General features: G+C 59.4%; 11 protein-coding genes and 1 pseudogene. 7 read left to right on the forward strand and 5 right to left on the reverse strand.

The annotated features are described in order from the left end of the window. Positions 1–239 precede the first annotated feature (239 nt). Positions 240–646, reverse strand: a pseudogene (locus BUB78_RS21200) (IS110 family transposase); the annotation flags it as partial. Between the two features lie 271 nt (positions 647–917). Between BUB78_RS21200 and BUB78_RS13960 the strand changes: the two are divergent. From BUB78_RS13960 to BUB78_RS13975, 4 genes are all read left to right on the forward strand, one after another. After that, on the forward strand, positions 918–3,683 hold the full coding sequence (locus BUB78_RS13960; RefSeq protein ID WP_084732879.1) for a cation-translocating P-type ATPase: 2,766 nt from the start codon (positions 918–920) through the stop codon (positions 3,681–3,683). A gap of 295 nt (positions 3,684–3,978) precedes the next feature. After that, a complete protein-coding gene (locus BUB78_RS13965) occupies positions 3,979–5,250 on the forward strand; it encodes an efflux RND transporter periplasmic adaptor subunit (protein WP_073198973.1) in 1,272 nt (423 codons plus the stop codon). After that, positions 5,243–5,947, forward strand: coding sequence for an ABC transporter ATP-binding protein (locus BUB78_RS13970; protein ID WP_073198976.1), 705 nt, complete (start codon positions 5,243–5,245; stop codon positions 5,945–5,947). The genes BUB78_RS13965 and BUB78_RS13970 overlap by 8 nt, the downstream gene beginning before the upstream one ends. 1 nt (position 5,948) lies before the next feature. After that, the gene (locus tag BUB78_RS13975; RefSeq protein ID WP_073199116.1) at positions 5,949–7,160 is read left to right on the forward strand and encodes an ABC transporter permease; all 1,212 of its coding nucleotides are present in this window, start codon (positions 5,949–5,951) and stop codon (positions 7,158–7,160) included. A 943-nt stretch (positions 7,161–8,103) separates the two neighbouring features. On the opposite strand, the gene BUB78_RS13985 is transcribed toward BUB78_RS13975, so the two are convergent. Next, entirely contained in the window at positions 8,104–8,640 is a 537-nt protein-coding gene (locus BUB78_RS13985; protein WP_245813492.1) for a CBS domain-containing protein, read from the reverse strand. Further along, a complete protein-coding gene (locus BUB78_RS13990; RefSeq protein ID WP_073198982.1) occupies positions 8,592–9,584 on the reverse strand; it encodes a ribose-phosphate diphosphokinase in 993 nt (330 codons plus the stop codon). Before BUB78_RS13990 ends, BUB78_RS13985 begins: the two co-directional genes overlap by 49 nt. A gap of 111 nt (positions 9,585–9,695) precedes the next feature. Here BUB78_RS13990 and BUB78_RS13995 point away from each other — a divergent pair, with 111 nt between their 5' ends. Both BUB78_RS13995 and BUB78_RS14000 read left to right on the forward strand, forming a co-directional pair. Beyond that, entirely contained in the window at positions 9,696–10,118 is a 423-nt protein-coding gene (locus BUB78_RS13995; protein ID WP_073199118.1) for a DUF2267 domain-containing protein, read from the forward strand. A gap of 9 nt (positions 10,119–10,127) precedes the next feature. Beyond that, positions 10,128–11,183, forward strand: coding sequence for a hypothetical protein (locus BUB78_RS14000; protein ID WP_220084011.1), 1,056 nt, complete (start codon positions 10,128–10,130; stop codon positions 11,181–11,183). A gap of 26 nt (positions 11,184–11,209) precedes the next feature. Here BUB78_RS14000 and BUB78_RS14005 read toward each other — a convergent pair whose 3' ends face one another. Both BUB78_RS14005 and BUB78_RS14010 read right to left on the reverse strand, forming a co-directional pair. Then, complete coding sequence (locus BUB78_RS14005) at positions 11,210–11,854, reverse strand: phosphoribosyltransferase (protein ID WP_170865077.1); 645 nt, start codon at positions 11,852–11,854, stop codon at positions 11,210–11,212. A 60-nt stretch (positions 11,855–11,914) separates the two neighbouring features. Then, positions 11,915–12,430 carry a universal stress protein gene (locus BUB78_RS14010; protein ID WP_073198988.1) on the reverse strand — a complete coding sequence of 172 codons (516 nt, stop codon included), beginning with the start codon at positions 12,428–12,430 and terminating at the stop codon, positions 11,915–11,917. Positions 12,431–12,736: 306 nt separating this feature from the next. Between BUB78_RS14010 and BUB78_RS14015 the strand changes: the two genes are divergently transcribed. Then, the gene (locus BUB78_RS14015; protein WP_139279354.1) at positions 12,737–13,027 is read left to right on the forward strand and encodes a hypothetical protein; all 291 of its coding nucleotides are present in this window, start codon (positions 12,737–12,739) and stop codon (positions 13,025–13,027) included. Positions 13,028–13,057: the final 30 nt, after the last annotated feature.

Consider the following 13,057-nt stretch of genomic DNA (forward strand, 5'->3'; position numbering starts at 1 on the left):
ACTTTGCCCCACAAATAGACCGAATACATAGAAGCAGGGTCAAAGGGACATTAAAAAACGTTTGCAGGGGAAGGCGGTTCATACATGCCGCCCTGAGAGTCCGCTGTTATAGGTTGGCTCTGTTCAGGTTTTGGCTTGCCTTTGACCGGTCAACATTTTCCGCCGGTGTCAAGGCACAGGCCCGATTCTGATGGTTTCGCTTCTCTATCATGGCCCAGCTCGCAACTCTGCGTCGCGCACAGGCGTGTCCTTTCGGTCACGAGCCGCTTGCGGGCGCGATGCAAGGCCTGAAGATCGAGCTGTTCTTCCGATTAAATCGCGACGAACGACATGGTCGGGCGCGTCGCCGCCTCGGCAATCGCTTCCGCATCACGATCGTCGTTCTTGTGGACTTTGACGTAGAGGCGGACATAAAGCGGCGACATCAATTGAGGTTGGCGCCCGTGTCGAAGGCACAAGCGTCCGATGTGATGCGCCTGCCTCCGCAGGCTTCCATTGCCACGACACAGAGTCGCAGACCCTCCAGAAAATCCGGCAACCGATGCCGCTGAACGCGCTTGCGAAACACAAGAGCTCGCGCTGCGTCCAATCCTGCAAGGCTGCAAACGGTCTTGCCCGGATCGATGCCCAAAACCACGATATTCATCTGAAGGCTCCTCTCTCCACCTATGTCCGCAACAATAGCTGCTGTTTGGTGGGAACGCAGATCATCCCATTAGCTCAGTTTCAGAATGCCAATGAACTCGATCGTGAATTTGACATGCATCAAGTCCTCGGCAGGGGTCCTGGCGCAAAAACGTCAGGGGTTCGGTTTGGTGCTGGCTTGGCGGCCCGTTCCTGCGGTTCTCACCGGATGACCGGGCTCTGAATGCCAGGTTCGCGCCGCCGATCAACCCAGTCTGGGGGAAAAAGTGCACATGCCTGACGAGAACCGTTTGTCGGCGAAGAATGACGTGGTGGGCGGTACTGTGAAGCCCGATGACCTGGGCGGGATTGCTCTGAAATCCGGCCTTGCATATCCGCATGCAACAAGTGCGACCGACTTGATCGCATTGCTGGAGACCTCAGGAACGACCGGCCTGTCCGAAGCCCAGGCCGCTGCAAGGTTGGCTGGGCACGGTCCCAACATTCTGAAATTCCGGGAGCGAACCAGTGGGCTGCGCCTTTTGATCCATCAGTTCGAAAGCCCGGTGGTCTTGTTGCTCGCGGGAGCAGCGGCAATCGCTTTTGCCTTTGGGGAATGGAAGGAAGGCATCGCGATAGGTCTGGTTCTTGTGATCAACAGCCTGATCGGCTTTGTCACCGAATGGCGCGCGGCGCGGTCGATGGAAGCGTTGCGCGTTCTGGGCAGTCTGGCGACCCGGCTGAAGCGCGACGGTCGCGCCATGATGTTGCCCGCAACCAAAATCGTCCCGGGAGATATCGTTTTACTGGAAGGGGGGGATGTGGTCACGGCGGATATCCGTCTGATTGAAGCGTCCAATCTGTCCGCTGACGAATCTGCTTTGACGGGCGAATCTGTTGGTGTCGACAAGGCTGTGACCGCCGTCGATGCCGACAGCGCAATCGGTGACCGGCCCTGCATGTTGTTCAAGGGCACCTCGATCACCCGTGGCAGCGGAATTGGGGTGGTGGTGGCCACCGGCATGCAGTCCGAACTTGGGCGTATTTCCAAACTTGTCGAACAGGCCATGCCGGAACATTCGCCGCTTGAGCGCCAGTTGCAGCGATTGAGCGGACAACTGATCACGTTCACGTTGGGCATTGTCGTGTTGCTGGGGGTCTTGGGCGTTTTGAAGGGGGGCGACGTTTTCTTGATGATCGAAGCCTCGATTGCATTGGCGGTGGCGGCGATCCCCGAGGGCCTGCCAGTGGTTGCGACAATGGCGTTGGCGCGTGGCATGTGGCGCATGGCCCGTCAGAATGCGTTGATCGAACGCCTGTCGGCGGTTGAAACGCTGGGGGCGACCACCGTAATTTTCACGGATAAAACCGGTACGCTGACGGAAAACAAGATGACCGTGCGGGAAATCGGCTGTCCGGGGGCGGTCTACGCGGTTTCAGATAGGGCCATAACTCTGGGCGATGAAACCATCGACGCCGCGCAAGTGCCCTGTCTGGACAAGATTTTGACCGCGAGCGTGCTGTGCAACAATGCCGAGCTTGGTGAGGGCGACACGCGAAACACGGGTGACCCGCTGGAGCAGGCCTTGCTGCTTGCGGCAAGCGCTGCGGCAAAAGTCAAATCCGATTATATGCGACACTTTCCAAAGCTGCGCGAGATTGCCTTCGATTCAACCACCAAGCTGATGGCGACAATTCACCAAGCGGGCGATCAACCTGTCATGTGGGTCAAAGGTGCGCCAGAGGCCGTGCTGGATGCCTGCACGGAAATTATCAACGATGACGAAACGGTGTCAGACCTTTCAGGCGACCTGAAGGATATCTGGCAGGTGCGCACGAATGAAATGGCGGCGCGGGGCATGCGGGTTCTGGCGGTGGCCACCAAAGGGGTCGATAACGTCGAGGCGGCAGACTATGCGGGGCTTACCTTCCTGGGCCTGATCGGACTGGTCGATCCCCCAAGATCAGACGTGCCAGGGGCAATTGCAAAATGCAGGTCGGCAGGAATTCGCGTGATCATGATGACCGGCGATCATGCGGTGACCGCAAAGAACATCGCGACCGCCGTGGGGCTTGCTGACCACGATCCTGCGGTGATCGAAGGTCGGTGCCTGCCGCAGGTAACGCAGATGTCGGATAACGAACTCAATGCCATCAGGTCGGCAGACGTTTTTGCCAGGGTTAGCCCGGAGCAAAAGCTTTATCTGATTTCGCTCTGCCAGAAAGATGGGGAAATTGTCGCGATGACCGGGGACGGAGTGAATGATGCACCCGCCTTGCGGCAGGCTGATATCGGTATCGCAATGGGGCTTCGTGGCACGCAGGTCGCGCGTGAGGCGGCCGACATGGTCCTGCGCGACGACGCATTTGGCTCGATTGTCGCGGCCATCCGGGAAGGACGGGTCATATTCAGGAACATTCAGAAATTTGTCACCTATCTGCTGTCGTGTAATCTGAGTGAGGTTCTGGTGGTTGGCATTGCGATTCTTTCTGGCCTGCCGCTGCCGCTTTTGCCGCTGCAAATTCTGTTTCTCAATCTTGTCACGGATGTGTTTCCGGCCTTTGCATTGGGCACCAGCGAAGGCAGTGACAAGATCCTGCAACGTCCGCCCCGCGATCCCGGCAAACCTATTGTGACACGCGCAATCTGGCTGGCGATTGTGCTTCATAGTCTTAGCATCACAGCCGCAACCCTCGGGGCGTTGGTGGTCGCGATGAAAATCCTCGACCTGCCGGTTCAGGAAGCCGTGACAGTGTCATTCCTGACGCTTGCATTTGCGCAGTTGTGGCATGTGTTCAACATGCGCGATCCAAGGTCGGGTTTAATCTTGAACGAGGTCACGCGCAATAAATTTGTCTGGGGGGGCGTCGTCCTGAGTCTGGGGCTGCTGTTTATGGCCCTGTTCATACCCGTGGCGTCAGAGGCGCTTGAGTTGCACCTGCCGGATGCAACGTCTTGGGGACTTATTCTTGGGATGAGCCTTGTGCCGCTGATTTTTGGGCAAACCGGGCTGATAGCCTCCGCGATCCGGCATCGCGGCGCAAGCCGTCAGGTTTGATGTAGACAGGTGCCCGGGGGGACTACGCCCGTTGGTGTTGCACCCTTCTTGGCGGGCTTCAGTGATGCCGCTGTAATCGCCAGTAAAAGGCCGCCAGGACAATATGATGGCAGACCTGCCCAAACAACGACCTCAGGGCAATACGGCGATGACGATACGCGGATGTTCCTCGGGCAGCATTGGTCTGCGTCAGGACCCGGGCCGCGAAAAACCCATTCGATCCTCAAATGCCAGCAAAACTGCTGTTTCAACCAACTTGACCTAGGTCAGGTGAAATTACCCCCAAATCACTAGGATGAAACGAACCCTCCCCTTTCCCGAGGCAGAGATGCAAAAGACCGAAAGCGATATCGCGGCAACCCTGAAAATAGGTGTGTCTCAATGGTGGCAGGCCCGCTGGATCAAGTATCTGGGTCTCATCGGGATTGTCGCCGCCGGTGCTGCCTATTGGATGCTGAGCAACGCCAAGCAAGACAACGTGCGGTTTGTGACCGCCGAGGCCGCAATTGCAAGTTTCAGTGTTACGGTCACCGCAACCGGCACAGTGGAACCAACAAACCTTGTCGAGATTTCCAGTGAGCTGTCGGGAACGCTGGCGAATGTCTTTGTGGATTACAATGACCCCGTTGACGTCGGCACGGTTCTGGCCGAACTCGACACCGTCAAACTTGAAGCCCAGCTTGCCGTGCGCAAGGCGGCGCTGGATTCGGCAATTGCACGGGTTGCGATGGCGCAGGCAACGCTGGATGAAACCCGGGAGCGGTACGAGACCGGCCTGAGACTGGAACAGCGCGGGATCACCTCGCATCAGGAGTTTGTTTCGCAAAGGGCCGCATATATTCGCGCGCAAGCCGAATTGCAGTCGGCACAGGCAGACCGGGCCCTGGCCGAGGCCAATCTGGATCTGCAACAGGCCGAGTTGGACAAGGCCTGCATCTGTTCGCCGATCAAGGGGATCGTGCTTGATCGTGCGGTTGATGCCGGGCAGATCGTGGCCTCTTCCCTGTCGGCGCCGGTTCTGTTCACGGTTGCCGAAGATCTGACACAGATGGAATTGCGCGTTGACGTGGACGAGGCCGATATCGGTCAGATTGCGGTCGGTAACCGGGCCGAATTTACCGTTGATGCCTATGACGAAGAACGGTTCCCGGCAGAGATCGCCGAGATCAGGTTCGCGCCCGAGACGGTTGACGGCGTTGTTACCTACAAGGCGATCCTGAGCATCGACAATTCCGACCTGCGATTGCGTCCCGGCATGACGGCGACAGCTGATATTACTGTGGCCGAATTAACCGATGTGCTGACTGTTCCCAATGCCGCCCTCAGATACGCTCCGCCGCTCGCCCCTGACGAAAAGGAGGATCGCAGCGGATTGCTGGGCATGTTGATCCCGTCGGGCGGCGGTGATGTGCGTCGAGGCGACAGCAAAACGCTTTGGGTTCTGCGCGACGGCGTGGCACAGGAAATCGCCATTCGCGCCGGGCCAAGCGACGGGAATGTCACCGAGATACTGGAGGGCGCGATTGCACTCGGTGATCTGGTCATCAGGGATCAGACGGATGGCTGAAACCCCGCTTATTCAGCTCAAGGGGATTTCGCGCATCTACGGCGCGGGTGAGACCGAAGTGCGCGCGCTCGACGGCGTCGATCTGACGATACGCGAAGGCGAATTCGTGGCGATCATGGGCCCCAGCGGATCGGGAAAGTCCACGGCAATGAACGTGATCGGCTGTCTCGATGCGCCGACGGGTGGGGAATATTTTTTCAGCGGTGTCGAGGTCGACAACCTGAGCGCCGACCAGCGGGCGCTCCTCAGGCGACATTATCTTGGCTTTGTCTTTCAGGGCTACAATCTTTTGCCGCGCACAAGTGCCCTTGATAACGTCATTCTGCCGTTGATCTACAAGGGCCTGTCGCGCGCAGAGCGCGAGGCGCTGGCGATGCAGGCGCTTGAGAAAATGGGGCTTTCTGATCGGGCCGGTCATGACCCTTCGGAACTTTCGGGCGGGCAGCAACAGCGCGTCGCCATCGCACGCGCGCTGGCCGGGCGCCCGAGGGTCGTGCTGGCGGATGAGCCGACCGGCAACCTTGATACCAAAAAATCCGCCGAGATCATGGAGGTGCTGCAGCATCTCAACCGGTCCGAGGGGCTGACCATCATCATGGTGACGCATGAAAAGGACATGGCGCAATATGCCGATCGGTTGATCTGGATGGTCGATGGCCGGGTCGAGCGCGATGCGCCAACGCGAAAGGTGGGCTGAGATGTTGTGGGAGACGGTCAAACTTGCGCTTCAGGCGATCCTGCGCAATGCGTTGCGGTCTTTTTTGACCGTGCTGGGGGTTGTGATCGGTGTGGCGGCGGTGATTGCGATGGTCACGGTGGGGCAGGGCTCGGCGCGGCAGGTGACTGCGGATGTCGAAAAGCTGGGCAGTAACGTGCTGATGGTGATGCCGGGACAGGACGCCATGCAGGGCGGCCCGGGCAGTTCGGTGGCACCGCTGTTTTCACTGCGCGACAATGACCGGGTTCAGGATCAACTCAGCGTGGTGGACATTGCGGCACCGCTCAGCGCGACACGCGCGCGTGCGGTTTTTGGCAATGAAAATCACCGCACCGATGTGACTGGCACCGATAATCGTTATTTTTCGGCGGCAGGATGGGAGGTTGAGCGCGGGCGCATATTTGAACCGTCAGAGCTTCAATCCGGCAAGCCGGTCTGCATTCTGGGTGAAACCGTGCGCAAAGAGCTTTTTGGCACGGCTGACCCGTTGGGTGAGACGATCCGGATCAAAACCCTGTCCTGCGAGGTGATCGGGCTTTTGCGTTCCAAGGGGGCGTCGACCTTTGGCAGCGACCAGGACGATTTCGTGATCATGCCGCTCAAGACCTATCAGCGCCGGGTGGCGGGAAATTCGGATGTGTCGTTCTTCTATGTGGCCGTACATGACGGTGTATCGACCGAGCGCGCCAAGCAGGAGATCGAGCGTCTGATGCGTGAAATCCGCCGCATTGGTCAGGGCGAAGAGGATGACTTCACCGTCATGGACATGAAACAGATCGCGACAATGCTGTCTGGCATCACCGATATCCTGACCGGGCTTTTGTCGGCGGTGGCGGCGGTCAGCCTGTTGGTGGGCGGCATCGGGATCATGAATATCATGCTGGTTTCGGTCACCGAGCGGACGCGCGAGATCGGCATCCGGCTTGCCGTGGGCGCGCAGGCCCATCAGGTGATGTCGCAGTTTCTGGTCGAGGCCATCGTGCTGTCGCTGATCGGCGGGCTGATCGGGATTGTGCTGGGGTTGATATTGGGCCTGGTGGGGGCCAATGCCCTGTCGGTGCCGTTCATGCCGGACCCGAAAATTGTCCTGCTGGCCTTTGGTTTTTCGGCGGCGGTTGGTGTGATCTTCGGGTATTTCCCGGCGCGCCGCGCCGCACGGTTGAACCCAATTGACGCCCTGCGCCATGAGTGAGGCGCAGCAATGGACCGCTTTCAGGACCGCGCAGATGCAGGGAAGACATTGGTCCCAGCCTTTAGCCCGGTCTTGAAATCATCATCCGTGAAAACGCTTCGTCGATCAGATTTCCGCTCTTTTCCTGTGAATTCTCCAGTGCCAACAGGTTGATCGGAACCCCGCTTGCCGCAGTGGGAGGCGCTGTCAGGATCAGCCCTCCGGGGCGCAGCTGCTTGTGGTAAACCCGCGCTTATCGGGCCACAACAGACCAAGGCCCAAGCCATTAAGCGCCGTTGTGGCGTTGGTTTTCAGGCATGAGCCTCGCGCTCGGGTTTCGCGGGGCGGTCGCGGGATCTCCGGATCTATCTAGGGGTGCATCTTCTGGCGTGGCGGGGGCCGGAGCGGGGTCAATCGGTCGCGGGACCTCAGGTGGGGCAGGCACCGGCTGCGGTTCAGTCGGCTGCGGCAATCCGGATTGCGGGCCTTCTGGCGGGTCACCAACGTAAAGCATCATGGCGTGCTGCAGACCCCGAAGTTTACGTTGAATTTCCCGCTCATCCTCCGTCATGAAACCTTCCTCCTTCCCGAGTCCGGGATGGTATCGGAAGTCTCCCGCGAGTCCGTACATATCTACAGTCGTATAGTAGGTGCCGTCGCCCCGCGCATATGCGCAGCGGCCGGTCGCCGGATTTTGCGCCACGAGCGTACCCGCCGCCGCCGCGGCAAACGCCGCGACGAACCGCCAGTCGTCATCCGCGCTCAACGCATCCGCAGTGATCAAGCCAGCTGCCGCGCCGCCCGCGACGCCAACCACCGTGCGTGCTCCGGCGTCAGGTTTTTGCAACCGGCTATCACGAGGAAGCCAATAAGTGTGATCCCAATCAGGGGGGTGGGCCTCATTTCCCCTGGCTTTGGCTTTGCTTCAGGGATGAGCTGTACCGACCAATTGTTTTGCGGAGCCTCAGGGATGGTGACTCGCAGCTGCATGCAGAAGTTCGCCGGACAAGTCACGGCCGACCGCATGCGAGACGTCGCCAAGGCTAAGCATACCCACGAGCCTCTTTTTGTCGTCAATGACCGGAAGACAACGTATCTTCTTCTGATCCATCAGGTGAATGGCGTCCTCGACTGTCTCGTTTGTGTGACAGAAAATGATGCCTTTCGTCATGACCTCTTCGGCCGTGGTTTTCGCCGGAACACGGCCCTCGGCGACAACCCGCAGCGCGATATCCCGATCTGTGATCATTCCGATCAGCTTGTCGTTCTTGCCGACGGGAATGGCGCCGATATCGCTCTTCATCATGATCTTGGCGACCTCGCTGACAGGTATATCGGCGCTAGTCCAACCGGCCTGACGGTGCATTGCATCGTTGATCTTCATCTCGTACCCTCCAGCTGAGTTTACTGATTTCAATATATCGGTACCGGGACCGGCGTTATTGACGACCGTCAACCGGAAGCGTTTCGCGGTCTGATCGAGGCCGCTTGCGCCGACCATGTGTCATGCTCCTGCCGTATGGCATTTTCGATCATCGGGGCGCAGGAGATGCTCCGCAACCTGTCGCCAAGCCGTCCGGCCCATGCGGGATCAGGGGCCGTGCTATCGGTGAGGGTGATCGTGTCGACCAGGGATGTTTGCGCGAATGCCGTCACTGCATCATTGGTCAGCAATCCGTGCGCGACGATGGCGTGTACCTCTGCCGCGCCGTGCGCGCGTGCCGCTTCGGCGGCCCGCAGGGTCGTGCCTCCGCCACAGATCATGTCATCGACGATATAAACAGCGCAGTCGTCAACCTCGCCCGCGAAATGTGTGCCGGAGACCACCCCGGCGCTCCGGCGCTTTTCCATGAACCCGAACGGCACGTCCTTGTCGGTGGTTTCCTGCAAGGCCTCGCGAAGCAGTTGCGCGCGCTTCACGCCGCCGGGATCGGGCGAGACGATAGCGACCGGTCGGTCGGTCGAACGCCCTGCGATCTCTGCGGCGAAGAGGTGTTCGGTGGAAAGGTGCAGCGTCCGGCAGCGATATGCATTCTGGAAAGCCGCCGGGTTGTGGACTTCGAGGGTCATCACGGTATCGACACCCACTGCCTCAAACAATTGCGCGACATATCGCGTCGTCACCGGATCTTGCGTCTTTGTCAGCCGGTCCTTTCGGGAATAGGCAAGGTAGGGGGCGATCGCCGTGACACGTGCTGCGCCGTGATCGCGGCACGCGGCCAGAAAAAACAACAGTCGCAGTAACTTGTCGTTGGCTGACGCAACGGGTTCTCCGTTCAGGGACTGCAGCACGTAAACATCCTGCCCGCCAACATCCGCAAGCGGACGCGCCTTGTGCTCGCCTCCTTCAAACTCGCGCTCCTCATGCAGTGCGAGATCAAACCCGCCAGCCTTGGCGACCTTGAGGCCGAGCGTCTTTGATCGGTCGAGTGCAAAAAACAACATGACACCTCTATACCGCCTTTCGGCACAGGGCGAATTGACGGCGGTCAATGCGCCGTTCCCACGCGCGTGCGAATGCTGAAACAATGGTGCCACCGCAGGAAAGGCCTTCAAATGACCATCAAGGAAATCCCGATCTTACATCATGCCCCCCAGGTATTCGCCGAGTGGCTCAACGAACTTTGCGACGACCTTGGTTGGCAGAAGCCGCAGGCGTATGTGTTGCTATGTGAAACGCTCCACACGATCCGGGACTTCCTGACCGTCGATGAAGCTGCGGATCTCGGAGCGCAGCTCCCCGTGCTTGTCCGCGGTGTCTATTACGATGGCTGGGACCCGTCAAAGACACCGGTCAAACCGCGCAACAAGGCGGATCTTTTGAAACGTGTCCAATCCCGGTTTCAGAGAACGCCGCTCGAAGATCCCGAACGCGCCGTCGGTGCCGTGTTCGACCTGCTTCGCCGCCATATCTCGTGGGGCGAGTTCCAGCAGGTGAAGCAGTCAATGCGGCGCCCGATTCAGGAGCTCTGGGATTAATTCATGCATATGTCATCAGCGAGAACCGAGCCGATAAAGGACGCATTGGCGTCCGGCGAGGGGTCGCTGGCAGAACTGCATGCCTTTTTGAGAAGCGGCGCGCCTTGGCCGGATGAGCCACCTCCGAAGTGCATCGAAACCCACGCCTCGCTGGTCTATCTCACAAGCGACAGGGCATGGAAACTGAAGAAGCCGGTCCGCTTGATGCATGTCGATCAGGTGTCTTTCGAAGCGCGCGCGCGGCTTTGCCGGGAGGAGTTTCGGCTGAATCGCGCGCTTTCCGGCGGCGTCTATCGTAGTTTGACTCCACTTGTCCGGCGCGCCGACGGATCGCTGGCCCTTGGCGGCGTCGGGCGGGTTGTCGACTGGCTGATCGAATCCCTTCGGCTTCCGGAGCAAGAGATGCTTGATCGTCGCCTTGTCTGTGGCCCCGCACCCGAATGTACCGAGATCGAGGCGGTTTGCGATCTGCTCGTCGGGTTTTACCGGCGCCAACCGCAATTGCCTGACCCCGGTGCCGTCTTTTATCCTCGCCTGCTCCAAGACGTCGAGACTGCCGCGACACATTTGCGCGAAATGGCCTCTGCCACCGGTGTTCCCGCACCAGAGCAGACTGTCGACTTCGCGGTTGCTGCACTCAAGACATGCCGAGAAGAAATCGTCGAACGGGCGCGTCTGGGTCTTGTGGTCGAGGGGCATGGCGATTTGCGCTGCGAACATGTCTGCCTGACCAGGCCTCCCGTCGTCTTTGACCGCCTTGAGATTGATCACGGGATGCGTGTTCTTGATCCATTCTACGAAATCAACGCGCTCGGTCTCGAATGCGCCTTGCAGGGAGCCGGATGGATTCGCGCGGTGATGCTGGTGAAGATGTCTTACGCGATTGCGCCGCCGTCTCTTGCTCTGCTTACCGCTTACGGTGGGGTTGCATTGCTGACGCGGGCGCGCTTGGCCGCAAACCATTTTCGCGACATCGAGGTCGCGACCCCGGCCAAGTGGCGCGCGAAAACGAAACAGAACGTCGCAGCGGCGGCGCAACTTTTTGCAAAAGCCGGCGAAATCTGAGCGACGTTGCTCTGCAACGACCCGCATCAGTCATGGGGCAGGGCAGGGCGGGACTGCGCGGGCCGCTTGTGTGCGTGACAATCAATAATATCGATGACCGTCGCGTACGAGACGTGATCAAAGTGCCGATAGTGCAGCCCCGCAGCCCGGAAGTTCGACGGGCTTTCGAGACAGATCACCTCATCACAATCCTGTTCGATCTCGGCGATCGTGTCGGGCCGCCCGGCCGACACCGCTGCGATCAGGCGCTTGGGGTCGGTCGCACGCCCGAAACTCAGCACAGCCCGCATGGTTGCGCCCGAGGCGATGCCGTCATCGACCACCACCGCAACGGTCTTGCCGACCAGCGGTATGGGGGCACGGCCTTTTGGATAGACTTGCCGTCGGCGGCTGATTTCCGGCAATTCACGCTCGGCCAGCCTTGTGATTTGCGCATCATCTATGCCGACCCGTCGTGCCATGTCTGCGCTGATGGTGATTTGGGGATCGTCCCCGTCTGTCACGGCGGCGATGGCAAGTTCCGTTTGCCCCGGGAAGCCGGCTTTCCGGACAAGGGCGATATCAGGCGGAACCTCCAGTGCGTCAGCGATCACGTCGGCGACAGGCAGGCCGCCGCGCGGCAATGCCAGCACCACCGTGGCTTTCGGATCGAGCGGAGGCAGGCGCTCCAAAAGCCTCAGGCCGGCCTCTTTTTCGTCTGTGAACAGTCAAAGCCTCACCTCACCTCTGCATCAGGGTACGATGACGACGGTACAATCCGCATTGTGCAGCACCTTCTGTGAGACACTGCCAAGCAAGACCTCGCGCACGCGGCCCAGACCTCTGCGGCCCAGCACGAGCACGTCCGCCTTTTCGGCTTCGGCCACATCGAGGATTTCATCGGCGATGTCGCCAGCGCACATCTGGATCGTCACGTTGCGGGCACCGGCATCCTGAGCGCGCTGCTTGGCATGTTCGGCGATGCGATCTCCGAGCGCCGAGATGGCCTTTGCCATGCTCACTTCGTCGGCGGCACTCGGAAAGCGCATTGAAAATGCGCTCTGCCTGGTCGCATCATCGGGCGCAACCGGCAACACGATCCCCTCGCTCTCCGCCATTTTTGCGACTTCCTTCGAGGGCCTGCCGTACATCAGTACATGCACCACGCAGAGATCCTTGCCAAATTTTTCCGACAACGCGGCGGCGAAATCGACCGCCCGGTTTCCCGTGGCAGACCCGTCTGTGGCGACAATGATTTTACCTGTCATGCTGATCTTCCTCCTGTGACCCGAAGGTGGAACGGTTGCATGATTCGCTGTGCAGTCGCTTGAGCGCAGTCAATCTGAGCCAAGTTCGCCGGTCCTGTCCGTTGTCTGCCGTCACCGCGAAAGGCCCGTTTTCTGTCAGTGTGGGATTCACATGAAAGCAAGCTTGATATGGTTGGAAAACATCAAAGTAATTCCAACCGCCCGAATGCTCCGTCGCACTTTCCCTTTGTGGCTCTTGCGTGGAACAGACATTCGATGGCGCCCTGGTCCGAGGCTCAGATGATAGGATGCGAGTGCCTGGTTGCCATGACTCAGGAGTTTGTTTCGTTCCTCGGCGAGCGCCTGGATCACGACAAACGGCTCATGAGCGACCTTGCGCATTTGCAGACACCCGGGCACGCGCGGTCTTTCCGGGGCGGTTTCTTTGATACCGCGCGACAGGACTATGGCGAGGAGACCCGACAGTTGACAGTGCTTTGCGTGGACGGCCTGAGTGATGCCGCCACCGAAATGCAAGACCGGACCGAGGAAACGCTTGCGGTTGCTTTCGGCGGAATGACGGATAAGGCAGCCTCGAAAACGGCAGAGGCATCTTGAAATGCGGGTCAGGACAGGCCTTACATATCG

It is taken from the genome of Roseovarius marisflavi, assembly GCF_900142625.1.
In the GTDB taxonomy this organism is placed as follows: Bacteria; Pseudomonadota; Alphaproteobacteria; order Rhodobacterales; family Rhodobacteraceae; genus Roseovarius; species Roseovarius marisflavi.